Annotated in this window: 29 protein-coding genes; 21 read left to right on the top strand and 8 right to left on the bottom strand. The window is 67.5% G+C overall.

All coding sequences use genetic code 11. The features are described from left to right. Positions 1-34 precede the first annotated feature (34 nt). From AB0O71_RS11270 to AB0O71_RS11250, 5 genes are all read left to right on the top strand, one after another. Positions 35-892, top strand: a complete 858-nt coding sequence (locus AB0O71_RS11270) for a hypothetical protein (RefSeq protein WP_363745302.1) — start codon at positions 35-37, stop codon at positions 890-892. After that, positions 870-1,283, top strand: a complete 414-nt coding sequence (locus tag AB0O71_RS11265; protein ID WP_363745300.1) for a phage holin family protein — start codon at positions 870-872, stop codon at positions 1,281-1,283. Before AB0O71_RS11270 ends, AB0O71_RS11265 begins: the two co-directional genes overlap by 23 nt. Next, positions 1,280-1,840, top strand: coding sequence for a DUF3618 domain-containing protein (locus AB0O71_RS11260; protein WP_363745298.1), 561 nt, complete (start codon positions 1,280-1,282; stop codon positions 1,838-1,840). Before AB0O71_RS11265 ends, AB0O71_RS11260 begins: the two co-directional genes overlap by 4 nt. Positions 1,841-2,059: 219 nt before the next feature. Further along, positions 2,060-2,611, top strand: a complete 552-nt coding sequence (locus AB0O71_RS11255) for a TspO/MBR family protein (RefSeq protein WP_363745296.1) — start codon at positions 2,060-2,062, stop codon at positions 2,609-2,611. A 205-nt stretch (positions 2,612-2,816) separates the two neighbouring features. Continuing rightward, entirely contained in the window at positions 2,817-3,320 is a 504-nt protein-coding gene (locus tag AB0O71_RS11250) for a CarD family transcriptional regulator (RefSeq protein WP_363745294.1), read from the top strand. Between the two features lie 158 nt (positions 3,321-3,478). Here AB0O71_RS11250 and AB0O71_RS11245 read toward each other — a convergent pair whose 3' ends face one another. Next, on the bottom strand, positions 3,479-4,348 hold the full coding sequence (locus AB0O71_RS11245) for an SDR family oxidoreductase (RefSeq protein WP_363745292.1): 870 nt from the start codon (positions 4,346-4,348) through the stop codon (positions 3,479-3,481). 97 nt (positions 4,349-4,445) lie between these two features. Here AB0O71_RS11245 and AB0O71_RS11240 point away from each other — a divergent pair, with 97 nt between their 5' ends. Continuing rightward, positions 4,446-4,799, top strand: a complete 354-nt coding sequence (locus AB0O71_RS11240) for a helix-turn-helix domain-containing protein (RefSeq protein ID WP_363745290.1) — start codon at positions 4,446-4,448, stop codon at positions 4,797-4,799. A 55-nt stretch (positions 4,800-4,854) separates the two neighbouring features. Here AB0O71_RS11240 and AB0O71_RS11235 read toward each other — a convergent pair whose 3' ends face one another. The 3 genes from AB0O71_RS11235 to aztA all read right to left on the bottom strand — a co-directional run bounded on the left by AB0O71_RS11235 (position 4,855) and on the right by aztA (position 7,898). Then, the gene (locus AB0O71_RS11235; protein ID WP_363745288.1) at positions 4,855-5,694 is read right to left on the bottom strand and encodes an aldo/keto reductase; all 840 of its coding nucleotides are present in this window, start codon (positions 5,692-5,694) and stop codon (positions 4,855-4,857) included. A gap of 276 nt (positions 5,695-5,970) precedes the next feature. Further along, positions 5,971-7,089, bottom strand: coding sequence for an alanine racemase (alr, locus tag AB0O71_RS11230; protein ID WP_363745286.1), 1,119 nt, complete (start codon positions 7,087-7,089; stop codon positions 5,971-5,973). Positions 7,090-7,211: 122 nt separating this feature from the next. Continuing rightward, positions 7,212-7,898 carry a zinc ABC transporter ATP-binding protein AztA gene (aztA, locus tag AB0O71_RS11225; protein WP_363745284.1) on the bottom strand — a complete coding sequence of 229 codons (687 nt, stop codon included), beginning with the start codon at positions 7,896-7,898 and terminating at the stop codon, positions 7,212-7,214. Positions 7,899-7,953: 55 nt separating this feature from the next. Here aztA and aztB point away from each other — a divergent pair, with 55 nt between their 5' ends. From aztB to aztD, 4 genes are read left to right on the top strand one after another with little or no spacing between them, the layout of a single operon-like run. Next, a complete protein-coding gene (gene aztB / locus AB0O71_RS11220; RefSeq protein ID WP_363745282.1) occupies positions 7,954-8,895 on the top strand; it encodes a zinc ABC transporter permease AztB in 942 nt (313 codons plus the stop codon). 8 nt (positions 8,896-8,903) lie between these two features. Continuing rightward, complete coding sequence (locus AB0O71_RS11215; RefSeq protein WP_363745280.1) at positions 8,904-10,190, top strand: ABC transporter; 1,287 nt, start codon at positions 8,904-8,906, stop codon at positions 10,188-10,190. Next, entirely contained in the window at positions 10,187-11,113 is a 927-nt protein-coding gene (gene aztC, locus AB0O71_RS11210) for a zinc ABC transporter substrate-binding protein AztC (protein ID WP_363745278.1), read from the top strand. The genes AB0O71_RS11215 and aztC overlap by 4 nt, the downstream gene beginning before the upstream one ends. A gap of 29 nt (positions 11,114-11,142) precedes the next feature. Further along, a complete protein-coding gene (gene aztD, locus AB0O71_RS11205; protein WP_363745419.1) occupies positions 11,143-12,369 on the top strand; it encodes a zinc metallochaperone AztD in 1,227 nt (408 codons plus the stop codon). An 84-nt stretch (positions 12,370-12,453) separates the two neighbouring features. Here the strand turns inward: aztD and AB0O71_RS11200 are convergent, their stop codons facing one another. Then, positions 12,454-13,092, bottom strand: coding sequence for a MarR family transcriptional regulator (locus tag AB0O71_RS11200; RefSeq protein ID WP_363745276.1), 639 nt, complete (start codon positions 13,090-13,092; stop codon positions 12,454-12,456). Positions 13,093-13,127: 35 nt separating this feature from the next. Here AB0O71_RS11200 and AB0O71_RS11195 point away from each other — a divergent pair, with 35 nt between their 5' ends. From AB0O71_RS11195 to AB0O71_RS11160, 8 genes are all read left to right on the top strand, one after another. Next, the gene (locus AB0O71_RS11195) at positions 13,128-14,267 is read left to right on the top strand and encodes a polyprenyl synthetase family protein (protein WP_363745274.1); all 1,140 of its coding nucleotides are present in this window, start codon (positions 13,128-13,130) and stop codon (positions 14,265-14,267) included. A 38-nt stretch (positions 14,268-14,305) separates the two neighbouring features. Further along, positions 14,306-15,163 carry a squalene/phytoene synthase family protein gene (locus AB0O71_RS11190; protein ID WP_363745417.1) on the top strand — a complete coding sequence of 286 codons (858 nt, stop codon included), beginning with the start codon at positions 14,306-14,308 and terminating at the stop codon, positions 15,161-15,163. A gap of 11 nt (positions 15,164-15,174) precedes the next feature. Further along, on the top strand, positions 15,175-16,812 hold the full coding sequence (crtI, locus tag AB0O71_RS11185) for a phytoene desaturase family protein (RefSeq protein ID WP_363745272.1): 1,638 nt from the start codon (positions 15,175-15,177) through the stop codon (positions 16,810-16,812). Between the two features lies 1 nt (position 16,813). Next, positions 16,814-17,179 (top strand): lycopene cyclase domain-containing protein, encoded by a 366-nt coding sequence (locus AB0O71_RS11180; RefSeq protein WP_363745270.1) that lies wholly within the window; start codon positions 16,814-16,816, stop codon positions 17,177-17,179. Next, the gene (locus tag AB0O71_RS11175; RefSeq protein ID WP_363745268.1) at positions 17,176-17,520 is read left to right on the top strand and encodes a lycopene cyclase domain-containing protein; all 345 of its coding nucleotides are present in this window, start codon (positions 17,176-17,178) and stop codon (positions 17,518-17,520) included. The genes AB0O71_RS11180 and AB0O71_RS11175 overlap by 4 nt, the downstream gene beginning before the upstream one ends. After that, positions 17,507-18,403, top strand: a complete 897-nt coding sequence (locus tag AB0O71_RS11170) for a prenyltransferase (protein ID WP_363745266.1) — start codon at positions 17,507-17,509, stop codon at positions 18,401-18,403. The genes AB0O71_RS11175 and AB0O71_RS11170 overlap by 14 nt, the downstream gene beginning before the upstream one ends. 142 nt (positions 18,404-18,545) lie before the next feature. Continuing rightward, positions 18,546-19,739 carry a glutamate--cysteine ligase gene (locus AB0O71_RS11165; RefSeq protein ID WP_363745264.1) on the top strand — a complete coding sequence of 398 codons (1,194 nt, stop codon included), beginning with the start codon at positions 18,546-18,548 and terminating at the stop codon, positions 19,737-19,739. Positions 19,740-19,787: 48 nt separating this feature from the next. Beyond that, on the top strand, positions 19,788-20,120 hold the full coding sequence (locus AB0O71_RS11160; protein WP_363745262.1) for a hypothetical protein: 333 nt from the start codon (positions 19,788-19,790) through the stop codon (positions 20,118-20,120). On the opposite strand, the gene AB0O71_RS11155 is transcribed toward AB0O71_RS11160, so the two are convergent. After that, positions 20,085-20,756 carry a GntR family transcriptional regulator gene (locus tag AB0O71_RS11155; protein WP_363745260.1) on the bottom strand — a complete coding sequence of 224 codons (672 nt, stop codon included), beginning with the start codon at positions 20,754-20,756 and terminating at the stop codon, positions 20,085-20,087. The genes AB0O71_RS11160 and AB0O71_RS11155 overlap by 36 nt on opposite strands. A gap of 61 nt (positions 20,757-20,817) precedes the next feature. Here AB0O71_RS11155 and AB0O71_RS11150 point away from each other — a divergent pair, with 61 nt between their 5' ends. Both AB0O71_RS11150 and AB0O71_RS11145 read left to right on the top strand, forming a co-directional pair. Next, positions 20,818-22,056, top strand: a complete 1,239-nt coding sequence (locus AB0O71_RS11150) for an MFS transporter (protein ID WP_363745258.1) — start codon at positions 20,818-20,820, stop codon at positions 22,054-22,056. 100 nt (positions 22,057-22,156) lie between these two features. After that, complete coding sequence (locus AB0O71_RS11145) at positions 22,157-22,492, top strand: hypothetical protein (protein ID WP_363745256.1); 336 nt, start codon at positions 22,157-22,159, stop codon at positions 22,490-22,492. On the opposite strand, the gene AB0O71_RS11140 is transcribed toward AB0O71_RS11145, so the two are convergent. Beyond that, on the bottom strand, positions 22,493-23,002 hold the full coding sequence (locus tag AB0O71_RS11140; RefSeq protein WP_363745254.1) for a DUF6328 family protein: 510 nt from the start codon (positions 23,000-23,002) through the stop codon (positions 22,493-22,495). It abuts the gene before it with no gap. A 462-nt stretch (positions 23,003-23,464) separates the two neighbouring features. Here AB0O71_RS11140 and AB0O71_RS11135 point away from each other — a divergent pair, with 462 nt between their 5' ends. Further along, positions 23,465-24,427 (top strand): Fic family protein, encoded by a 963-nt coding sequence (locus AB0O71_RS11135; RefSeq protein WP_363745252.1) that lies wholly within the window; start codon positions 23,465-23,467, stop codon positions 24,425-24,427. A 564-nt stretch (positions 24,428-24,991) separates the two neighbouring features. Here the strand turns inward: AB0O71_RS11135 and AB0O71_RS11130 are convergent. Then, positions 24,992-25,243 (bottom strand): hypothetical protein (locus tag AB0O71_RS11130; RefSeq protein ID WP_363745250.1); only part of this gene is annotated, 252 nt, incomplete at its 5' end.

The following is a 25,243-nucleotide window of genomic DNA, read 5'->3' as shown; positions in this document are numbered from 1 at the left end:
ACACCGGCAACCGACCGGCGTGGAAGGAGAGAACATGTCCCATGAGAATGAGCTCCTCGGGAGCGGAAACCCGGATCCGAATCGCGCATCATCATCTGGCACGGTCGACACCGCCAAGGAGGAGGCCGGCGAACTCGCCCACACGGTGCAGGAAGGTGCGAGCAACGTCGCGCACACCGCCAAGGATGAGGCTGGCAATGTGGTCGAAGAAGCTTCAATGCAGCTGCACGAGCTCATCGCCCAGTCGACTCGCGAGTTGAGCGACGAGGCGTCGAAGCAGCAGTCGCGGCTCGCGACCGGTTTGCAGCGCGCCGGCGACGATCTCGACGCGATGGCTTCGAGCGCCTCGGGCGGCGGAGTCGCGCCCGACCTGGTGCGTCAGACCTCTCAGAAGGTGGCGCGCATCGGCGACTGGCTCGACAGCCACGAGCCCCGCGAGGTCGTCGACGAGGTGAAGGCGTTCGCACGCCGTCGGCCCGGAGCCTTCATCGGCATCGCCGCCGTCGCCGGTGTGGTCGCAGGGCGGCTCACGCGCGCACTCGCGTCGAGCGCCCACGAGCAGTCGGCGAGCGGATCCGGCGCATCAAGTGCATCGCGCGCGTCGAGTGCATCGCACGCCTCCTCGGCTCCCGCCGCCCCCGCACGAACGGCAGCCGCTCCGGCCGCGGCAGGTTCGAGCCCGGCCGCTCCCGTGTCGCGTCCGGTGGCCCCGGGATCGACTCCAGGAGCGGCTCCGGCCTCCGGACTGCCCACCCCGCCGCCCCCGGTTGCTCCGGGATCACCCATTCCAGGCGTGGGCCCGGGAGCCCCCGGGACTCCAGGACTCACCGACGCATCCCGCCACGGCGACGTCACGGGAGGAGGCGCAGATGGCCGACCCGACCCCCTCTGAAGAACGCGCAGCGAATGAGTCGCTCGGCGACCTGCTGAGCGAGGTGACCGGAGATCTCTCGACGCTCATGCGCCAGGAGCTCGCCCTCGCCAAAGCCGAGCTTCGCGAATCGGCGAAGAACACGGGCCGCGGCGCCGGCATGCTCGGCGGGGCGGCCTACGCCGGAGGCATGGTGGTGCTGTTTCTCTCCATCGCGCTCTGGGCGGCGCTCGCCACGCTGGTGGGCGGCGGCTGGTCGGGCCTCATCGTGGCCGGCGTCTGGGCGATCATCGCCATCGTGCTGTTCGTCATCGGTAAAGCCCAGCTCAAGAAGGTGAAGGGCGCGCCGCAAACGATGGAGACCCTTCAAGAATTCATTCCGACACTCAAGAGAAATGAGGAGAACTTATGAACGAGTCACCGGATGCCATTCGCGCCGATATCGAGCGCACGCGCCGTTCCCTGGGCGCCGACACCGACGCGCTGGTCGACAAGGTCACCCCGGGCAAGATCGTCGATCGGCAGAAGGACAAAGTGCGCTCCAAGTTCGGCTCGCTGAAGGATCGCGTCATGGGCGCAGCCGATGACGCGGGCGATACCGCATCAGGCGTCGCTGAGCGCGCCGGAGACGCCGCGCACGACGTCAAGGCCAAGGCCGAGGGCAACCCGCTTGCCGTCGGACTCATCGCTTTCGGCGTCGGGCTGGTCGCGGCATCGTTGATCCCGAGTTCGGAGAAGGAGAAGGAGCTCTCGCAGACGCTTCGCGAAGAGGCGCAGCCGCTCGTCGATGAAGCCACCGCTGCCGCGAAATCGGTCGCGTCGAATCTCCAGGATCCCGCGGCCGAAGCCGCTGAGGCCGTGAAGGGTCGCGCAGCCGAAGCCGCTGAGCACGTGAAGGACGAGGCCACCACGGCCAGCGACGACGTCCAGTCGCGTGCCGGGGAAGCGCGAAACAACCTCTCCGGTTGAGCGCGCTACCGAGTGTTCGCGTGTGACACGTCGGTGAGAGATCCGGCGTCGGTGAGTTCATATGCCCCGTGGGCGACTCACCGACGCCGGCTCTCTGCGTACGGGGGTGCCTCGGATGCGCCGCACCCCGCAACCCCCTATCGCCCTGGTGTGGGAATTGCCACAGTGGTACGCATGTGACCAGCGCGGTCAACCGACAGCGAAAGGGGTGCCGTTCACATGGACTTGCAGGTAGACGAGAAGGTCATCGCGCGGGCGAAGGGCCCGACCACGCTGCGCCAAGTGATCGTCGCCGTTCTTTTCCTGCTCATCGTCGCGGCAGTCGCCTTCGGCGGCTCGCTCGCCTCATCCGGTAGCGTCGACGGCTGGTACGCAAATGCCGAGAAGGTCCCGTGGGATCCCCCGAACGCGGTCTTCGGTCCCGTGTGGACGACCCTGTACGCGCTGATCGCGCTCGCCGGCTTTCTGATCTGGCGCACCGGGTTCCGCATGGGAGGCCCGAACGCCGCCCGTTCCGCGTTGACGCTCTTCGTCGTGCAGATGGTGCTCAATTCTCTCTGGACTCCGGTGTTCTTCGCTGGCTACCCCGTATTCGGCGCCGCGGCCTGGTGGATCGCCGCCGTCATCATCATCGCGCTGATCGTGGCCGTGATGGCGCTTGCGGTGTCCGCGGCGAAATGGTCGCGTATCGCCAGCTGGATCATGGTGCCGTACCTGCTGTGGCTCTGCTTTGCCAGCACCCTCAACATCGGCATCATCGTGCTGAATTGACGCATCGCACCCGATCACCGAGAGACGACGGGGCATGATACTGCCTGGGATTGGGCAAATCGGCCGTAATCGGCTAAAATTAGTAGGAAGTGCAAGTTCGGGGCACGCGGACGGCATATTGCGGCGTCCACTCCCTTCGCACTCGTCGAGACCGCGAGGCATCCAGCCCGCGCGTCCGCACACGACATTGCCTGAGGAGATCACTATGCAGCAGTCTCACGTCGTGGGACACACCCTCGTGTACCCGCATCACGGTGCGGTTACGATCACTGCGATCGAGGTGAAGAAGATCGGCGGCGTCGAGCGCACTTGGCTCACGTTGCAACCGTTGCTCAACGAACTCTCCATTCAGATTCCAGCTGATCAGCTTACTGAGATCGGCGTGCGCGAGCTCATCGATCGTGACGGCATCGAGTCGCTGATTCAGATTCTCCAGGAGGAGTTCACCGAAGAGCCCGGCAACTGGTCGCGCCGGTTCAAGGCGAACGGTGAGAAGCTCGCCTCCGGCAGCGTGCACCGTGTCGGCGAGGTCGTGCGCGACCTGTGGCGTCGCAGCCAGGGCGCGAAGCTCTCCACCGGCGAGAAGGCCATGTACCAGCGTGCGAGCGGTATTCTCGTCACGGAGTTCGCCCTCGCCCGCGGCATCCCCGAGGCCGACGCCTACGAAGAGGTCGAGAAGATTCTCGCAGGCGAGAAGATCGCCGTCTGAGTTCCATAACCGGCGATACCATCGCCGACTGAGTTCAGCAGCCGGCGAGAAGATCGCCGCCTGAGTGAGCATCAGGGCCGCGCACGGAGAATCCGAGCGCGGCCCTTTCGCGTGTCTCGCGTTCCGCCGCGGCTGCGAACCGATGCCGAGACGACGGGTTAGTGCGCGATTGCCGCGGCACGCGCCGCGCGGAGAGCCTCATGGAGCGGCGTCGCCGGGCGGCCGATCAACTGAGTGAGCGTCGGGTCCTCGATATCGAGGTCTCCCGCCGCAATGCCAGCGTCGAGCCCCACCAGGAACGCGATCGTGCCGGCGTCGAGGCCCGCGCTCTCGAGCGCCGCTGTGAAGTCTGCGGCAGACACGTCCTGGTGCACTACGTCGCGCCCCACCACCCGACCTATCGCGGCCGCGATCTCATCGTAGGTGACCGGGTCGCCTCCGAGTTCGTACGTCTTGCCGATATGCGCGTCGCCGATGAGCGCGACGGCCGCGGCCTCCGCGTAGTCGGCGCGCGCGGCCGCCGCGACGCGACCGCCCTGTGTCGCTGACAGCAGCACACCCGTTGCGGCGGCCTGGTCGATGTTCGCCGCGTAATTCTCGGCGTACCAGTCATTGCGCAGGATCGTGGCGGGAAGGCCCGAGGCCTGAATCGCTCGCTCCGTTGCAAGATGTTCGGGCGCGAGGGTCAGCGAACTCTGCTCGACCCGGGCCAGGCTCGTGTACGCGAGTTGCTGCACGCCCGCGCGTACCGCCGCGTCGATCACGGCCTGGTGCTGTGCGGCGCGCTTGCCGACCTCGCTGCCCGAGATGAGCAGCACGCGGTCGACGCCCGCGAACGCCGCCTCGATGGTCGCGGGCGCATCGTAGTCGAGCTCGACAATGGCGACACCGCGCTCGGCGAGCGAGGCGGCCTTCGTGGGCGTGCGCGCACCTGCGACGATGTTCGATGGCTCGACGCCGCGCGCGATCAGCGATTCGACGACGAGGTGACCGAGCGCGCCGCTTGCGGCAGTAATGAGGATGGTCATGTGGTTCCTTTCGGGAGGGGTACGAGGAGTGCAGCGGATGACGCGACTCACACATTCCCGAACGCAGGTACCCACTTTCCGGTAAGGTACTACCGAAATGGTAAGTTACGCGGAATTACGGGAGACGGGCGCGTTCGCCCCGGCCTGCTCCACGCGCGTCGTTCTCGATCACATCATGAGCCGATGGGGCGTACTGGTGCTCTGCACCCTCTCAGACGGCACGCACCGCTGGGGCGAATTGCGGCGTGAAGTCGAGGGAATCAGCGAGAAAATGCTCGCATCGACTCTGCGTCAGCTCGTCTCCGACGGCATCGTGCACCGGGAATCGTTACCGACCGTACCTCCGCACGTCGAATACTGCCTCACCGACCGCGGCCGCGAGCTCATGGAGCGAATGCTGCCGCTCATCGAGTGGGTCGCCGTGCGCGCTGACGAGATCGTCAGTTCCTGACGCCGGCGGCGCTTCGCACCCTGCGCAGGCATCGGGCGAAGCGCCGCCGAACGGGTCACATTTCTTCGTGCGTTCGCGGATCCGCGTCGAACAGCCGGCCATCGGGCCGCCCCAGTGCCGTGATCGCGGCGACCTCGGCGTCTTCGAGCAATACGTCGACGGCGGCCAGATTCGCTCGCTGGCGTTCAGGATGCTGCGACCGCGGAATCGAGACAACGCCGCGCGCTGTGTGCCAGGCGAGCACGACCTGAACGGGAGTGCACGCGTGCGACTGCGCGATCTCGCGGATGATCGGCTCATCGAGAATCGCGCCGGCGCGACCGATCGGGCTCCACGCCTCGGTGATGACCCCGAGTTCGCGGTGCGCCTCGACAGCCTCCACCTGCGGGAAGTACGGGTGCACCTCCAGCTGGTTCACCACCGGGCGCACCCCGGTCTCACGCTCGATGCGCTCGATGTGCTCTGGCAAGAAATTGGAGACGCCGATCTGATCGACCACGCCCCGCTCCCGCGAATCGATCAGCCCCTGCCAGGCGTCGACGTACTGCGCCTGCGAGGGATTGGGCCAGTGGATGAGATGCAGGCCGAGTGACTCGACGCCGATGCGGGAACGGCTCTCTTCGATACTCGCACGGTTCGCCGGTGCTTCGTGGTGCCTGCCCGGCAGCTTCGACGTGACGATGACGCCGGCCGCCGCTTCGCCCGCGAGTCTCAAGCCCCGGCCGACCGACCCCTCGTTCTCGTAGTTCACCGCCGTGTCGAGCAGTCGGTAGCCGGCCCGTACCGCGTCGGCGATGGCCTCGGCTCCGTCGTCACCGTTCAGACGATATGTTCCGAGGCCGATGGGCGGAAGGACGAATCCGTTGTGCGCGGTAAAACGTTCGTACTGTGCCATGGTGCTCCTCCATTGGTCGCTGTCGCGGTACCCCTTGTCTAGCATGCCGGGTCGCTGCCGCTTGTCCCACCCCTCCACTCCACCCCCTTCTATCCCTTCCCCCCGTCCGCCCCGCCGCAATCTGCGAGCGGGGTCACTCTTCGTGCGTGTTGGGCGCGCGACACGCACGAAGAGTGACCCCGCTGGGGGAGTTGGGGGTGGAAGGGGTGGAAGGGGTGGCGGTGCAGCGGGGGCGCGGCGGGGGCGCGGCCGGCGGCGCGCGGAGGTACAGCCGCTTCAGGCGGAGTGAACGTAGCTGCGCGGCACGCGCGAGCCGATGCTGGTGAGGATCTCCCACGGGATCGTCTCGGCCGCGCGCGCCCACTCGCGGGCATTCGGACGCCACCCCTGGGCCGGCCCGAACAGCACGACCTCGTCGCCCTCGGCAACACCAGCAGCGTCGGGGCCCAGATCGACGACGAACTGGTCCATGCAGACGCGACCGACGCTGGGGAACCGGCGCTCTCCGATCGCGACGTCGAACTTGCCCGACATGATGCGCGGCACCCCGTCGGCGTAGCCGAGCGGCACGAGGCCGAGCGTGGTGTCGTGTGGGGCGATCCACGTATGGCCGTACGAGACGCCGTCACCGGCGTGCACGCGTTTCGTCAGCGTGAGCGGCGCCTTCAGCGTCATGGCCGGGGTGAGTGATGCGTCGGGCGTCTCGAACGGCGTGTACCCGTACATCGCGAGCCCAGGTCGCAGTGCGTCGAGGTGCAGGTCGGGCCGGGCGAGCGCGGTGCCCGAGTTGCCGAGGTGCATCTGCTCGACCGGGATGCCGTGTCGGTCGAACGCTGCGCGTGCAGTGAGCAAGCGTTCCAGCTGGACGCTGTTCTGCGGGTGCTCGGGCACGTCGGCGTGCGAGAGATGACTGAAGAGGCCGTGCACGCGCACCGCTCCCTCTGCGCGCAGCTGCCCGAGCTGACGCAGCACGTCTGAGAGCTCGGCCTCGGTAACACCGTTGCGGCTCAGCCCGGTATCGACCTTGACGTGCACCTCGACCGGTCGCCCGACCTCCCGGGCAGCGTCGGCGATCTCGATGAGCTGTCGCCGCGAGTTCACGCCCAGGCGCACGTCGTGCGCGATCGCTGCGGCGTAGCCGCTCGTCGACAACCAGCTGAGGATCGGGGCCGTGACTCCACCGGCTCGGAGCGCGAGCGCTTCTGCGATGGTTGCAACGCCCAGCGATCCGGCCCCCGCGGCGACGGCCGCGTGCGCCACCTTCAGTGCACCGTGGCCGTATCCGTCGGCCTTCACGACCGCCATGAGCTCGGAGTGCGGCGCAAGCGCCGAGAGTACGCGGATGTTCGCCGCGATCGCGTCGAGGTCGACTTCGGCTACGGGTTCGGTGATCATCGGAGTGCAACCACCCTTCCTTGGTTCGCCACTGCGTGCGCAACGCAGCGTGCCCACCAGTCTAGGCCGCGCTCACCGATCCCCCCCGCACAGGCGCAGGATCGCGGCACCGGAGCCTACGCCTACGCCACGCGCACGCCGCACTCCAACCGCACCATCCGATCGGCGATGGCGATCGCGGCATCGTCGTGCGTCACGCACGCCACCGCCGCGCCGCGCCCCGCTTCGTCGGCGAGAATCGTCTGCGTTCGTTCGCGGCTCTCGGAGTCGAGCCCCGAGGCCGGCTCGTCGAGCAAGAAGATCTGGGCTCGACGCGCGATGCCCTGCGCGAGTAGCACGCGTTGGCGCTGCCCACCCGAGAGCCCTGTGAACGGACGCTCGGCCAGCTCGACGAGCGCGACGCGTTCGAGCGCTTCTGCAACGCGCCGGCGGATCTCGATGCGACTGGCCCGCTGGAGGCCCGCGGCGCGGCTGGCGCGTCGGCGACCCCAGGTGCCCATCGCCACCACTTCGCGCACCGTCACCGGAAGCGCGTCGGGGGCTGCGATGCGCTGCACGACCAGTGCGACCGATCCGGATCGCTCGACGCTGCCCCGAGACGGCGCGCGAACGCCTGCCATCACCTCGAGCAGCGTGGACTTGCCGGCGCCGTTCGCGCCGGCAATCGCGGTGACGCTGCCCGATTCGAGCTCGATGTCGATGCCGTTGAGCACCGGGGCTCCGTCGAAAGCGAAATGGATGCCCACGGCTCGGAGTGCGGGGCGCAGCAGTGCCGCGCGGGAATCGCGGGTCTCGGTCAGAAGTGACATGCCACCAGTCTAACTGATTTTGATAATGATTCTCGTTTGTGAATGAGATGAGCGGGTGCTGCCATTCTTCGAACCCTTCACCGCCGACTTCGTGCTGCGCGCGCTCATCGGCGGAGCGCTCGTCGCGGTCGTGTGCGGCGTCGTCGGCACCTGGGTCGTGATCCGCGGCATGGCATTCCTCGGCGAGGCTCTGGGCCACGGCATGCTGCCCGGAGTCGCTCTCGCGACAGTGATCGGCCTGCCGACGACGATTGGAGCAGCAGCAAGCGCGATCGCGATGAGCATGCTGATCGGCTGGGTGCAGCGCCGCGGGCGCCTCTCCTACGACACCAGCATCGGCCTGCTCTTCGTCGCGATGCTCTCGCTCGGCGTCATCATCGTGTCGCACTCCCGCAGTTTCGCCACGGATGCGACGGTGATGCTCTTCGGTGACATCCTCGCCATCACCTCGGCAGACCTGTGGTTGCTCGCCGGTTCGGCAGTGGTCACCATCGGGGTCGCCGCCGCATTCCATCGCCGATTCGTGGCCGCCGCGTTCGACCAGCGCATCGCCACGACCCTCGGCCTCAGGCCGCAATTCGCGCAGGTCGCGCTCGTCGGTCTCGTCACCCTCGCGGTCGTCAGCTCGCACCAAGCGGTTGGCTCGCTGCTGGTCGTCGGCCTCCTGCTCGCCCCAGCCGTCGCGGCAGCGCCGTGGACGCGGAGCATCGCGACACGCATGGTGCTCGCCACAGCTGCCGGTGCACTTGCAGTCTCCATCGGCTTGCTCGCCTCCTGGCACTTCGGCACGGCAGCGGGCGCCTCGATCGCGGCGAGCGCCATCGCCCTGGCAGTGCTCTCCGCACTGATCTCCCGCGCCGTGAACGGCGTCCGCCGCGCTCCGCAAGCACGCGCCGGGGGCGTCACAGGTACGGACAACGCCGATAGAACTCCGGTGCTCGCCGCTTCGATGCCAGCACCCCGCACCAAGTTTCCCCAGACCACCTCACCCTCGTGAAAGGCACGATGTCTCCGTACTCCCCCCGCCCCACCCGCTCCGCCGGTCTGGCCGGCGCTGCGGCCGGCGCCGCCGCACTCGCACTCCTGCTCGCCGGATGCAGTGCCTCGCCCTCCGACGCGCCCGCACCGGGTCAGGCGTCGTCTTCCGACGCCTCGGCAGATGACGCGACCGAAGACACCGGCGCCGGCCACGGCAAGATCGAGGGAGCCGCCGAGGCTCCCGAGCCGCCGCTGCACCTCGTCTCCATCGATGCGGGCGGATCGGTATCGCTGCTCGACCTGCTCGACGGCACCGAGACCGAGCTCGATGACGTGCGCGCGCCGCAAGAGGTATCCACCGATGGCCGCTATGCGTTCGTCGCCGATGAACACGGCGTCGATGTGATCGACAGCGGTGCGTGGACGTGGGATCACGTCGACCACTTCCATTACTACCGTGCTGCTCCGGCAGCACCCGGAAGCATCGCGGGCGAGGGCGTCGCGACGATCGCCACCGGCATGCTGTCGACCGCCGGCAGCACCGGCGTCTTCTTCCCGGAATCGGGCGAGGCTGTGCTGCTCGACAACGGCGCCCTGTCGAAGGGAGAGATCAGCGAGACGCTGCGGCTCGAGGTCACGCCCCACGATGGGCTCATCGCCCCGATCGGCGAGGGCGCCCTCGTGACCGACGCGAACCGCGACGGAGACATCGAGCGTCTGCGCGCCGTCGACGCGGAGGGCACCGAGACCGACTCCATCGCGTGCGTCGATGCGTCTGGCACGATCACGACGCGGCTCGCAGTCGTAGTCGGCTGCGCCGACGGCGCGGTGCTCGCTACCCCGTCAGATGGCGCGACCGAACTGACGAAGGTCGCGTACCCCGCCGATGCCGCGCCGCCCGCAACCGAGTTCTCGGCGCGCAAGGGCCGCCCCACCGTGGCGGGGCTCGGTGACGGCAGCGGCGTGTGGCTCCTCGATACGCGCGAGCAGTCGTGGCGCTGGATCGCGATGCCAGAGCGCCCCCTGGCTGCGTCCGCAGTCGACGATGAGACCGAACACCTCGTCGCACTGGCGCCCGACGGCTCGGTACGCGTCTTCGACGCAAGCGGCGCCGAGACCGCAGCGACGGAGCCGTTGATCACCGATGCCGACCACGACGGGCAGGTGTCACTCACCGTCGACGCCCAGCGCGCCTATCTGAACGACCCGGCTTCGGGCGTCGTCTCCGAGATCGACTACGCAGACGGGGCGCGCGTGGCCCGCACGCTCGAATCCGGCGTCGCGGCCGACTTCATTGCGGAGACCGGCCGATGAGCGCTCGCCGCCCGATGCTCATCGTCGCACTCGCGGTCGCGTCGTTCGCGCTGGCCGGCTGCTCGGCGCCCGATCAGACCAGCGACGCGGATCGACCGCAGATCGTCGTCACCACGAACATCCTCGGCGACGTCGTCGGGGAGATTGTCGGTGACGAGGCCGAGGTCATCACGCTGATGCGTGCGAACGCCGATCCTCACTCGTTCGAGATCTCGGCGCAGGAGGCCGCGCTGCTGGGCGACGCCGACCTGATCGTGTCGAACGGACTGGGGCTCGAAGAGGGGCTGCAGCAGCACCTCGACCGAGCCGCCGATGCCGGGGCTCCCCAGCTCGTCGCGGGCGACGCCGTCGAAGCGCTCCCGTACGCGAGCGGCGATGCGGCCGGAACCCCCGATCCTCACTTCTGGACCGACCCGGGCACCATGCTCGACGTCGTCGATGCGGTCGAACAGGCCGCGTCGGATATCGACGGGGTCGACGCTGCTCGACTCGCCGAGCACGCGGCTGGCTACCGCAGCGAACTCGAGACGCTCGATGCGGAGATGACGGAGGCCTTCGCGGCCATTCCGCAGGGGCACCGCGCCCTGGTGACGAATCACCACGTCTTCGGATACCTCGCTGACCGGTACGACTTCCGCGTCGTCGGCGCAGCGATCCCGGGCGGTACCACGCTCGCCGCCCCGAGCGCGGCCGACTTACAGGAGCTCAGCGACGCCATCACCGAGGCCGGAGTCCCCACGATCTTCGCCGAATCCTCGCAACCCGACCGCCTGGTGCAGGTGCTCGCGAGCGAGGCCGACATCGACGTGAACGTCGAAGAGCTCTTCACCGAGTCGCTGACAGCACCGGGCGAGGGCGCAGAAACCTACCTCGAGATGATGCGCGCGAACACCGCGCGCATCTCCGAGGGACTGACGAAGTAACACCCACGGAAAGAAAGCAGGACATGACCATGACCCGACGACACCTCCGATATGCCGCGCCGGCGGCGCTGCTCGGGATCGCGCTGCTCGCGACCGGCTGCTCATCGAGCGCCGCGAACGACTCGGCGGCCGACACCTCGCCCGCAAACGATTCGAGCGAGGAGCACGCCCACTCTGACGAGCAGCGCGTCGCCGTTTCATACGAGGGCGGCGTCGCCGTGCTCGACGCCGAGACACTCGAACTGGTCGATGAGTTCGACAGCGAGGAATTCACTCGCCTGAACGCCGCGGGCGACGGACGCCACGTCTTCGTGACCACCTCCGAGGGCTTCCAGCTGCTCGACACCGCCGAGCCGACCCTCACCGACCTCGTCGTTCCCGCCTCGGCTGCCGGGCACGTTGTGCGCCACGCAGGCAAGACCGTGCTCTTCGACGACGGGAACGGCGAGACCACGGTCTTCGACACGCACGATCTCGCGCACGCCGAAGGCGAGTTGCCCGAAGCGGTCACTCACACCGCCGAGCACGCGCACCACGGCGTCTCGATCGAACTCGAGGACGGCACGCTCGTGACGACCCTGGGCGATGAGACCTCCCGCTCGGGTGCCATTGCACTCCACGCGCACGACGACCACTGGGACGAGGTCGCGTCGAGCGACCAGTGCCCCGGCATTCACGGCGAGGGCACCGCGGCCGATGAGGCCGTCGTCTTCGGCTGCGAGAACGGCGCGCTGCTCTACCAGGATGGCGAGTTCACCAAGCTCGATGCTCCCGATACCTACGGCCGCATGGGCAACGCGTACGTATCAGAGACCAGCCCCATCGTGGTGGGCGACTACAAGTCCGACCCCGACGCCGAGGGCTACCTGCTCGGTTCGGTCGCACTCATCGACACCGCCGCGCAGCAGCTGAACGTGGTCGATCTGCCCGAGAACGTGCGGTTCACCTACCGCGATGTCACTCGCGGGGCCGACGATCTCGCGTACATCCTCTCGACCGACGGTTCCATCCACGTGCTGGATCCGGAGACCGGCGACCTGGTCGACGAGTTCCCCGTGATCGACGCCTGGGAGGGCCCGGCCGAGTGGCAGGACGCCCACCCCGCGATCATCGGCTCCGGCGGCGACACCGCCTACGTGACGGAGCCCGCGACCAACTCCGTGCACGCGGTCGACCTCCGCACGGGCGATATCACCGCATCGGTCGAGCTCGACCACACGCCGAACGAGTTCGCCGTCGCGCTCGGCGAGCACTGAGCCGGAGCGAACACGAATCCCCAGTGAGTGGTCGGACCTGCGAGCAGGCGCCGACCACTCGTGATCACCGCGGAGGGAGTCGCATCATTCGGATGCGGTTTCCTCCGCGGTGTTGTCATGCGCAGCGGCCTCGGCAGCCTCGGCCCAGGCGATGCCGCTGACATCGATCTCGGCGGTCATGTCACGCAGGAAGCGCTCGACGATCTCGCGTTCTTCCGGCGAGAGTCGGGCAGCGGCATTGAAGCGGTTGGCCTGCTGTTGACCAACCGTGCGCTTCGCGGCCTCGTGGGTGTGGGGAGTGATGCGGATGACGAGCGCGCGCCGATCCTCAGGGTGCCGTTCGCGCGAGATGTGACCGCCGCGTTCGAGACGGTCGAGCAGTTTGGTCGTCGAAGCGCTCGAGATTCCGAGGTGCGCGGCGATCGCGCCCGGTGTCGGCAGCACGTCGGTGTTGCCTGCGACGATCAAGAAGTGCAGCGCGCGCATGTCGACGCTGCTCAATCGCATGTACTTGAGCGAGGCCGCCGACAAGCGCTCCTCGGCCTCGCGAAGGGTTCGCAGCGCCTCCATGAGCTGGGCGATCTGCTGCAGGTCCGCTTGGTCGAGCCCCGTTCGGTCGACGAGCTCGGATCTCGGATCCGAATGATCCACCCGGTACAGCGTCGAATCCCCCGTCGCGGGCGGCGACACGTCGGTTTCGGCGCTCCGCTTGTTTTTCGTCACATCAGAATATTATCCTGAAGTTGATCACTTTCCAGGTGAGTAATCAAGATTTCTACACGAGCGGGGGCACTGTGGACGAGCTGCGAGAGATGCACGCGGCGTCCTCCGCCGCGACCGCGACGAAGGACGTGGACCTCGTGTCGCTCGCCATCGCCGAAGTGTTCACCACTCGCACGCGCGCCGCGGAGGCGTACCACCCCGTCTTCGCACAGCTCTGGAAGATCTGCGGCGAGCGCGTCGCCGGCGGCAAGCGCATCCGCCCGCGACTCATGCTCGACATGTTCGCGGCGCTGAGCGACCACGCACTCCCCCGCGCGGCCATCGAGATCGCCGCAGCCATTGAGCTGCTGCACAGCTCCTTCCTGCTGCACGATGACGTGTTCGACGGCGATCTGACTCGTCGCGGCGCGCCGAACCTCGTCGGTCTGCTCGCGCACGACGAGCAGTCGGAGCCGGCACCTCCCTCTCCGCAACGCCTGCACTGGGCGCGCAGCTGCGGCATCTTGATGGGCGACCTGCTGCTGGCCGAGGTGCATCAGATCTTCGCCAGGGTCGACGTCGACGCATCAGTGCGCGGCCGGTTGCTCGACCTGCTCGCCCACGCCATCACTGAATCGGTGATCGGCGAGCAGCTCGACATCGGCCTCGAAGACGGCACCGTCGTCGCCGACACCGCGACGGTGCTCGAGATGTGCCGCCTCAAGACGGCCACCTACACGTTCGAATTGCCGCTGCGGGCCGCCGCTATTCTGGCCGGGGCCGACTCGCCCGCGACCGATGCTGCGCTCGCCGCAGCGGGGGCGCACCTGGGGCTCGCGTTCCAGCTGCAAGACGACGTGCTCTCGACCTTCGGCGATCCAGCCGCCCACGGAAAAGACGCCTTCTCCGATCTGCGCGAGGGCAAGGAGACTGCCGTGATCGCAGCGGCCCGCATGACGAGCGCGTGGCCCGAGATCGAACCATCGTTCGGCGCGGGATCGCTCACGAACGCAGAGGGCGAGCGACTGCGGAACGTGCTGCGCGACTGCGGAGCCGAAGCCTTCGTGCACGGGCTCATCGACGACCAGATGCGCGCGCTGCACGAGACGCTCGCGGATCCGGCCTCCGGCCTCCCCGATGCGGCACGGCACGAGCTCGTGGCGCTCGCCGAGCGCCTCGATGGGCGACGCTCGTGAAGGCCCGCACTCCGCTCGACCGCTATTCACGGTCGGCGATGCGCGCCTCCGCCGTCGTAATCCGCAGCTACTCGACGTCATTCGGCGCCGCGACCCGGCTGCTCGGGCAGCGGCACCGGCCGCACGTGCGCAACGTCTACGCGCTGGTCCGCGTCGCCGACGAGCTCGTCGACGGCGTCACCGAGGGAGCGGGCCTCACCCATGAAGAACAAGCGGACGCTCTGCAGCGTCTCGAAGCCGAGGTCTGCCGCGCCATCGACTGCGGCTACTCGAGCGACCTCATCGTGCACGCCTTTGCGCAGACCGCGCGAGCCGCAGGCATCGACGCATCGCTGACCGCGCCCTTCTTCGCGTCGATGCGCGCAGACCTGCCGGCTCCGAACACCGACGAGGCCGATCAGCTGCGCGGTTTCGACGCCGAGCAGCACGGCGCCTACGTCTACGGTTCGGCCGAAGTCGTCGGTCTCATGTGCCTGCGCATCTTCACCCGAGATCGCTCGCTCGACGCCCTCGAGCAGCACCGCCTCGAGCGGGGCGCCCGCAGCCTGGGAGCAGCGTTTCAGAACGTCAACTTCTTGCGGGATCTCGCCGACGACACGGATCGCCTCGGCCGCAACTATCTCGGTACGCAGGAGCGGCTCACCGACGCCGATCGCATCGACTGGGTGCGTCGCATCGAAGCCGAACTCGCCGACGCGCGCGCGGTACTCCCCCTGCTGCCGAAGGATGCCCGCGCGGCCGTGCGCTGCGCACTCAACCTCTTCGCGGCGCTGACCCACCGGATCTCGCGCACCTCGATCGACGAGCTGTACGCTCGCAGAGTGCGCGTGCCCGACTGGCAGAAGACCGTGGTCATCTCGCGATCCATCGCCCGCACCGTGGCCGAAACACGATGAGCGAGACACCTATGAGCCGCACCAGCACCAGCACCACTACGGTCATCATCGGAGGCGGCATCGCGGGCCTCGCCACCGCGGCACTGCTCGCTCGCGAAGGGCACGAGGTGACCGTGCTCGAGCGCGGAAGCCGCGTCGGCGGTCGCGCCGGAACCCGCTCGCGCGACGGCTTCCGCTTCGACACCGGCCCCTCGTGGTACCTCATGCCAGGCGTCTTCGATCACTTCTTCGAGATGCTCGGCACGTCGACGGAGGAACAGCTCGACCTCCGCCTGCTCGACCCGGGCTATCGCGTGTTCGGCGAGCCTGAGGCCGATGGGGCGCTGCCCGGACCGATCACCATTCCCGCGGGCCGAGGCGCCGCGCGCGCGGTGTTCGAGCGCCTCGAGCCGCAGAGCGGGCCGGCGTTCGACGCCTACCTCGACTCAGCGGCCGAGACGACGGTCATGGCGGAGCGGTACTTCCTCTACAACCCCTTCACGCGCTTGCGCACGCTCGGCGTCGCGCCCGTGCTGCGCGCGCTGCCCCGCCTGGCGCGGCTGCTCGGCACCTCGCTGCGATCCTTCGTGGCGCAGCGCTTCGCGCACCCGGTGCTGCGCCAGGTGCTCGGGTACCCAGCGGTCTTCCTCGGCACGAACCCCAAAGACGCGCCGGCAATGTACCACCTGATGAGCGCGCTCGACCTCGATGAGGGCGTGCGATACCCGATGGGGGGCTTCCACGCTATCGTCGAGCGTCTCGCCGCGCTCGCGGAAGAGGCCGGCGCGCGCATCGTGCTCGACGCCGATGTGAGCGAGATCGAGGTGGGCGCAGGATCACAGCGCGTCGACCGAGACAGTGCCGACCGCAGCGCAGGCTTCTCGACGACCGCGCGGGCCGTGCGCTGGCGCGATGCCGACGGCGAGGAGCACCGCATCCCCGCCGAGGTCGTGGTCTCCACCGCCGACCTGCACCACACCGAGACGCAGCTGCTGCCGGAGGCCGCTCGCACGTACCCCGAGGCCTGGTGGTCGAAGCAGATCAGCGGCCCCGGCGCCGTGCTCGTGCTGCTCGGGGTGCGCGGGGCCCTGCCGGAGCTCCCGCATCACTCGCTCTTCTTCGCGCGCGACTGGGATCGGAACTTCGGCGACATCTTCGACGAGCCGCGGCGCATTCCCAACCCCGCTTCGTCATACGTGTGCAAGCCCAGCGAGACCGACCCCGATGTCGCGCCCGATGGGCACGAAAACCTGTTCGTCCTCGTTCCCGTGCCTGCTGACCCGGAGATCGGCAGCGGCGGCTCCGACGGCGAGGGCGACGCGGTCGTGGAGCGGGTCGCCGACGCCGCGATCGATCAGATCAGTGAGTGGGCGGGCATTCCGGATCTGCGCGAGCGCATCGTGGTGCGCGAGACCATCGGGCCGCGCGACTTCGCCGACGACTACCACTCGTGGAGCGGCGGCATGCTGGGCCCCGCCCACGTGCTGCGCCAGAGCGCGATGTTCCGCGCGCAGAACCGGTCGAAGCGTGTCGACAATCTCTACTACGCGGGGGCGACCACCGCGCCGGGCGTCGGCATCCCGATGTGCCTGATCAGCGCCGAACTCGTGCTCAAGCGCATCCGCGGCGATCACTCCGCCGGCCCGCTCCCGGCCCCGGAGCGCTCCTGACATGGGGATCATCTACCTCGCCTCCCTGCTCGGGGTGAGCGCGTGCATGCTGCTGCTCGACGCCCGCTTCCGGCTCTTCTTCTGGCGCGACTGGCGAGCCGCGGCCATCGTCGTGATCGTCGGCGTGCTCTTCCTGCTCGCCTGGGATGTCGTCGGTATCGTCACCGGCGTGTTCGAGATGGGCGCGAGCCCCGGCATGACCGGCATTCTCATCGCGCACGAGCTGCCAATCGAGGAGCCCGTCTTCCTCGCGTTCCTCGTGCTGTGCACCATGGTCATCTTCACCGGAGCGGTGCGCATCATCGAGCGACGTTCGGACCGGGCGGACCAGGCGGGCCAGCACGAGATCGACGGAGCAGACCGGTGACCTATCTGCTCATCAGCATCCCCTTCTTGGCGGGCGCACTGATCGGCGCGCTGGCGCTCACGCCGTGGCGCGAACGTCGCGTCGCCGGGCGTCAATGGGCGGCGACCGGTATCGCGATCGTCGTGCTCGCGATCCTCACCACCGTCTTCGACTCACTCATGATCGCCGCCGATCTCTTCTCGTACGGCCACGGGCATACGCTCGGCCCCACGGTCGGCCTCGTTCCCGTGGAAGACTTCAGTTATCCGATCGCTGCGGCACTCCTGGCGCCGGCGCTCTGGACCCGACTGACCTTGCGGAGACGCACCGCACGAAAGGACCCGACCGATGCACGCGCGTGAGCACTCCGGCTGGAACGCACAGCTGCTGCGACAGGCCTTCGTCGCATCGCGGCCGGTCAGCTGGATCAACACGGCGTACCCCTTCGCGGCCGCCATGCTGCTCACCACCCGCGAGGTCGACTGGGTGCTCATCGTGGGAGCGATCTACTACCTGATTCCGTACAACCTCGCCATGTACGGCATCAACGACGTCTTCGACTACGCCTCCGATATCAATAACCCCCGAAAGGGCGGGATCGAGGGCGCCCTGCTCGCCCCCAAGTACCACCGCCCGATGCTCTGGCTCGCGGTGCTGACCAGCGTGCCGTTTCTCGTCGTGCTCGCCGTGGCAGGCGGGCCGGGATCGTGGCTCGCGCTCGCGGTGAGCACCTTCGCAGTCGTCGCGTATTCTGCACCGGTGCTGCGGTTCAAGGAGCGCCCCTTCCTCGATTCGGCGACGTCGAGCACCCACTTCGTCAGCCCGGCCGTCGTCGGTCTCACGGCGGCAGGAGCGCAGTTCACCCCGGAGCTCTGGCTGATCCTGCTCGCCTTCTTCTGCTGGGGCATGGCAGCGCACGCATTCGGTGCGGTGCAAGACGTCGTGCCGGATCGAGACGCCGAAATCGGGTCGATCGCCACAGTGCTCGGCGCCGCGTCGACCGTGCGCCTCGCACTCGTGCTCTGGGCCATCGCTGGCGTGCTCATGCTCTTCACGACGTTCCCCGGCTCGCTCGCAGCGATCGTCGCCATTCCCTACCTCGCGAACTGCGCACCGTACGCTCGCGTCAGCGACGCAGACTCGGGCCGCACGAACCGCGCGTGGCGCCGCTTCATCTGGCTGAACTACGCCTCGGGAGCACTCGTCACCATGATTCTGATCACCTGGTGGCTGCGCACCGCGTGACGCGGGTGCTCACCTCTCGCGTGCCCTACGATCGCTGATTCGTCAAGGGCTTATCGGGCTTCGCTGCGCACTCGTACGCTGAATCATGCAGGAGCCGCGTTGCGGGCCATACCTGCCGCGGCGTTTCAGAAGGAGAATTGGCATGCGCATCCCATCGGATCACAGCCGCGAAAGCGAAGGCCTCCGCACCGTCGGCGTCGAGGAGGAGTTGCTGCTCGTCGATCCCCGCACCGGACGCCCCGCACCTGCGATCGAGCTCGTGCTCGCAGCCGCCGCATCTGCGGATGTCGCCACTCTCGTGCCCGAAGCGGCGTGCGTCACTCACCTCGAGCGCGAAGGCAAGCGAGAGCAGATCGAGGTCATCTCGGTTCCGCACACGTCGCTGGCGGATCTCGAGCGAAGTGTGACGGCCGGGCGCACGCTCGCCGATACCGCCGCCCAGCAGATCGGCCTGCGCGCCGCTGCGATGGCCACCAGTGCGACGTCGGGGCCCACGCAGCTCACCCTTTCAAGTCGGTACTCCGAAATCGAGGCGCGGTTTCAGGGCATGATGCGCGAGCAGCTGACGTGCGGGCTCCACGTGCACGTCGGCGTGTGCGACGATGCCGAGGGCGTCGCCGTGCTCGACCGGATCCGCCCCTGGTTGCCGCTCGTGCTCGCACTGAGCGCGAACTCTCCGATGTGGGACGGGCGAGACAGCGGGTACGCCAGTCAGCGCTATCAGGTGTGGAGCCGGTGGCCGACCGCAGGGCCCTACGACACCTTCGGATCCCCGGCGAACTACCACCGGGCGGTCGAAGAGCTGCTCGCCACCGACGTGCTCGTCGACGATGGCATGATCTACTTCGATGCACGGCTGAGCGTGCGCTTTCCGACCGTCGAGGTGCGCGTTGCAGACGTCTGCCTCGAGGCCGCCCATTCCGTCGCGATCGCCGGCATCATCCGCGCTCTCGTCACGACCGCGGCGCACGAGTGGCGAGCAGGGTTCTCACCAGATCCGCTGCCGACGCCCGTATTGCGCCTCGCGATGTGGTCGGCGAGCCGACACGGCATCACCGGGCCGCTGTTGAATCCGATTCTCGGTCAGCCGAGTGAGCCCGAGGTCGCGATCGACGCCCTGCTCGCGCACATCGCCCCCGCCCTCTCGGCGTCGGGCGACTTGGAACGCGTATCGCAGATGATCGCCGACGTCTTCGCGAACGGAACCGGCGCGGAGCGGCAGCGCCGAGCGATGAATACCCGTCGCAGTGCGCGAGCGCTCGTGGAGGAGGCCATCGAGCAGACGCACCGTTCGATCGGTCCGACCTCGTCGGTGCTCGATCCGCTCCCGATCTAGACCGTTCTGCAACTTCTCTCTGCGCCATCCTCTCTCAAGGAGCCCTTCGTGCCCCACAAGCACCGTCCACGCCCGGTGTCGCCCTCAGCAGGCCCCGTCGCCGCCGTACACGCGGTCGCACTGTCGCCGGCCGCGCGCTCTCAACCCGTTCTTCCCGCACTCGTCGAGGCGGGCGCACCCCAACAGCATCCGCTTCGACTCGCGAGTCTTGTCGCGCTCTTCGGCCTCGGTCGGCGCCGGTCGACGGGTGGCGCCGTGACATTGCCGAACGACGACCCCTATCTCGCCTACCTGCGATGGGCCGCCGATCGCAGCGCACCCTCTGCAGCATCGACGGCAGCCACTTCAGCTCTCGACGATGGCGAGACCGCGGCCGCGTAACCGAGCGCGTTCCTCGGTAAGGTAGCCCACCAGGCGTTCTTGCGTCGCTCGAGTATGGGCGGAGACGAGCGCGCACGCTCGGTCAGCATCGCGCTCGAGAAGCGCATCGAGAATCTCCCGGTGGTCGTGGCGCACCCGCGCCCGTGACGCTGCCGACCCCACAGCGAGCCACCGGGGGCGCGCGAGTCGCGTGAGCGTCGACGCAACGGCATCGCGCAGAAACGGGTTGCCGCTCAGCTGGGCGAGGGAGCGGTGGAAGTCGCTCCCGTCGCGCAGGCTGATCGCCTGGTCGTCGACGTCGTACTGAGTGTCGAGCGGCTCCGCTAAGGAGCGCAGTTCCGCCTCGGTGGCCCGCTCCACTGCCAGACGCGTGACCCCGATCTCAAGGGTTTCGCGATACTCCATGACCGCCCGCACCTCGGTGAGGTCGATCGGCGCGACTCGCCATCCGCGGCCCTCACGACCGGTCAACCCCTCGGCTTCCAGCTTGATGAGTGCGGCCCGAATGGGCGTGCGCGAGGCGCCGAGCATCCGCTCGAGACCGCGCTCTGAGAGACGTTCGCCCGGCATTGCGTCGAACTCGAGAATGGACCTGCGGAGCGCTCCATACACCGCTCCCTCTGCGTTCGACTCCATTGCGCCAGTATGCCATACCGAAGTGGTATACCATTTGGGTGCACCGAGGCGAGGAGAACGAATGCGAACGTCAGTCAACACCGGCGCCGCCCCCGTGCCCGCGCGCGCCTGGGTCGTGCTCGCACTCGGGCTCCTGGCCCAAGCGGCTGGCACGGTGCTCGTCAGCGCACCCGTGTATCTCATACCACTGCTGCACCTCGACCAGGGCCTGCCGCTCGCCGCCGTCGGCACACTCACCGCAGCCCCCACGCTCGGCATGGTGCTCACCCTCGTACTCTGGGGCGCCGCTGCTGACCGGTTCGGCGAGCGCTGGGTGATCGCGGGCGGGCTCGGCCTGACCGCTGCAGCAGCGGCCGCGGCGGCACTGACCGCTGCACTGACCGATGGCCTGCTGCCGCTCGGCATCGCCCTCTTCTGCGGAGGCGCCGCGGCCGCGAGCACAAACGCCGCAAGCGGCCGAGTCGTCGTGGGCTGGTTCCCGCGCCACCGTCGCGGATTCGCAATGGGAGTGCGGCAGATGTCGCAGCCGCTCGGCGTGGCGATTGCCGCAGTCTCGGTGCCACCCCTCGCGGCAACCCTTCAGACCACCGGCGTCTTCGCAGTCATCGGAGCGCTCCTCGCGGTCATCACCGTCGCCTGCGCCGTGGGGATCCGCAATCCTCCGCGCCCCGCCAGCGCACCTGCTCATCGACAAGTAGCCGCCGCCCAGACGAACCCCTATCGTGCGAGCGCATTCCTCGTCAGAATCCATGCCGTATCCGTGCTGCTCGTCGTGCCGCAGTTCGCGCTGGCCACGTTCGGCATGGTGTGGCTGATCGCAGGGCTCGGCTGGCAGGCGACTGCCGCTGGACTCCTCATGGGCGCAGCGCAGTTCGTCGGCGCACTCGGCCGCATCGTCATCGGCGGCGTGAGCGACCGCGTCGGTGAGCGGGTGCGGGTGCTGCGTTGGGTCGCGATCGCCGGCGTGGTGGTCATGGTGCTGCTCGCGCTCATCGGTTTCACCCATGACGCAATACCCGCCGGCTTCGCGATCGGCGGCATCGTGCTCGTCATCGCGACTGTGGTGAGCGTCGCAGACAACGGACTCGCGTTCACCTCCGTCGCCGAGGCCGCAGGCAGTGGGTGGGCAGGGCGGGCGCTGGGCGTGCAGAACACCGGGCAGTTCATCGCAGCCTCGGCGGTGGGGCCTGGGATCGGCGCGGCGATCACCTTGCTCGGCTATCCCCTGGTGTTCGGTCTCGTCGCCCTGGCCCCGCTGATCGCGATCCCGCTGATTCCACGGGAAGACCGTCACGGCTGACGCGATCCTGCGCCCGCTACCAGTCACCACCAGTGACAACAACCCCGCTTCGCGACGCGGGCGACTCGCGTAACGTCGAGGGCCAAGGAGGTCGTACATCATGACATCGAAAGACGCAGCACACCCGACAGCCGAATCGCCCGACTCCGTAGAGGAATCGGTGCCCGCAGCCGCCGATCGCGTCGGCCAAACCGGGCCAGACGCAGCCGACCCACCGCGCGCCGGCGAACCCGGGCCGCTCGACAGCACGAACGGCAAGCCGAACAGCGACGCGCAGCTCGACGGAAATGCCTCGAGCGCGGGGTCCGACGAAGAACTTGATGACGATGAGGGCGCTGACGCCTTCGAGACGCAGCAGGAAGCCGATCGCAACAGCCGCGATGAGGGCGGCGAGCGCGACGATCTCGATCACATCACGGTCGATACTCCGGATTGATCACGCGTCGTCGGCGGGGCCCCGAGGGTCGGGGCCGCTGCCGCGCCGGAACACCAGGCGCGGCAGCACGCTCCAGAGGCTGACCACCACGATGACGCCGACGAAGAGGGTGATGATGCCGGCGACGCGGCCCACCGCGAAGTCGAACACGAGCCCCGTCACTCCCGCGGCGAGCAGGGCGAGCACCACGAGGTCTGCAGAGAGCAACCTGCTCCCCAGACGCACGATCTCGGGCTTGCGCCGCTTCCCGAAGTAGGTTCGATGCAGGGTCACCGGCGCGAGCCCGAGAACCGCTGCGACGCCCGCCAGCGCCACGAGCACGAGGTACAGCGTCAGCTGGAACCGATCGAGGTCTTGGAACCGCGGCTGGAAGGCCACGGCGAGCAAGAACCCGCCGAGGATCTGCGTGCCGGTCTGCGCGACCCGCAGCTCCTGCAGGATCTCATTCCAGTTGCGATCGGCTCGCTCGTTCGTCGATTCGGAGCGGCCATCGCCGTTCAGGTCGGTCATACGCCGACTGTAGGGGTTCGCGCCGCTCACACGCTAGGTCTTGACGGGGCGGCATCCGCCCCTGCGCACGCTGCAGGGAAGTTTCCCCGTTCCACACCACTCCCGCGGCGGAAGCCGCAAAGTGATACAGTCAGCACGGATTGTTATCAGTTACGCGATAAGTGATAATTGCTCGTATATCGAATATCACCGAGAGGAGTGCGGGTGTCGAGCGATGCAAGCACACGCCCCCAAGATGGGGCATGGCCGGCACTCAGCCACGAGAATCAGACGTGGGCCGGTGGGGGTATCGCATCGTTCGGCCCCGCCGCCACCCGCGCGTCTCATCGCGGAGAACGGTATCGCTCAGCCGTACCGCCGATGATCGCTGGCCTTGCGCCTCATGCATCAGCTGAAGTCGAAGATCTCGCACGGGAAGCAGAAGAAGAACTTCAAGACTTCGACGGTGAGCACGGGGCGAGAATGAGAGCGTTTGCCCCGATTCTGCTCCGTTCGGAAGCGGCAGCTTCATCGCAGATCGAGAACCTCACTGCGTCCGCTCGTCAGATCTTCACCGCCGAGCTCGGTGGAGCCGGGAAGCGCAACGCCGGAGACATTGTCGCGAACACGCGAAGCATGGAAACGGCGATCGGCCTTTCGGGTGACCTCTCGCCCGCGGCGATCACAGATATGCACCGCGTACTCATGAACGGACAGCCTCGTCACACGCCAGGGGAGTTTCGAGACCAACCCGTGTGGATTGGAAAGAGCGCGGTGAGCCCGATAGGTGCGATCTACGTAGCACCCGATCACCGGCGGGTGCCGAGCCTCGTCGCGGATCTCGTTGCCTTTGCTCGACGCTACGACACGCCTCCGCTAGTGCAGATAGCAATCGCCCATGCGCAGTTCGAGACCATCCACCCGTTCTCAGATGGCAACGGACGAACGGGGCGTGCGCTCGCACAAGCGATGCTCCGCCGGAGGAGGCTTACTCGCAATGTTGCGGTTCCGGTCTCCGCGGGCCTGCTCATTGACATCGAGGCCTACCACCAATCGCTTACCGAGTATCGGGCCGGAGACCCAACTCCGATCGTCGAGAGTTTCGCCACCGCAGCGCTGCGAGCCGTGCCGAATGGACGACGACTCATTGCGGAGATCGACGAGATCTCCGATCAGTGGAATGCGGCAATAAGGCCGCGCGCGCGCAGTGCGAAACTCCGTCTCCTCGACTACGCACTGCATCGACCTGTATTCACCGCGGAAATGGCGGCTGAAGCCATCGGGGTAGGAGCCACGAACGTGTATCGCGATTTGCGGGCCATGCAGGATCAGGGCTTTCTTTCCATGGCGATCGAACATCGCGGACCAACATTGTGGCGGCAGAATGACGTGCTGGATGCGATCGACGCCTTCGCTCGTCGCGCGGGGCGACGCGACGGCGGTTGAGTACCGGAGTTTGCGGCAACATCTCGCGACTTGTGCATGCGGCAACAACAAGAACCCCCGAACTCCGTTGACTTCTCAACGATGCTCGGGGGTTCTCAGTGTTGTTCGACTGGCGGAGACGGGGGGATTTGAAACCTAGTAGCAGTCCTCGTCCAGCCTTGTTCAAGCACTTAACCCTCGTTTTTAGGGCACTTTATAGTTTCTCGAGCGATGTTCGGGACAGGCTAATGTCGCACGGTTGTTGCCATTCTGTTGCCAGATCCTGCGCCGAGAGAGGGGACGAGAAGAGCACACCGGCGCCTCGACCGAAGTCGGCAACACTTGAAACTTCCAGTAGCGCACCGTCGACAGGTAATCGCGCACTTCCCGTCATGGGCGCCCATATGCATCAATAGTGCGATCCCGCGCACTATGACACTTGACCTTTGTTCACTGACGGTTCGGTTTTTATCTGGCAACGTATCGGCAATTCGGATGGAGCCGAGCGACACTCACGGTTGCCGGCCTCTAAGATGTCTGTGGAATCTTTTTAAGACAAGGGGAATTCCATATGGAACAGATTATTCATCCTTCAAGTTTGGCATTTTTCGCGCTCGCGATCTCGTTCTTGGTACGTATACGTAGCGCAATCCGGGTGCCCACAGCTCGCCTTACTTGGCTTGCTTCTGGGGTTGGCGCCGTCGCGCTGCTCTGCTGTGGAACGCTGATCTCCATGCCAATAGGGTCTGATGCACGGATAGGTGACATCTGATCTGGCTTGCCCGAGGGGTGGGTCTGGAAGGATGTTGTTGTGCCAAAGCCATACCCGAGTGAGTT

This window comes from Leucobacter sp. NPDC077196 (assembly GCF_040687075.1).
Taxonomy (GTDB): domain Bacteria; phylum Actinomycetota; class Actinomycetes; order Actinomycetales; family Microbacteriaceae; genus Leucobacter.
This window is presented reverse-complemented; position numbering and strand designations above follow the sequence as displayed.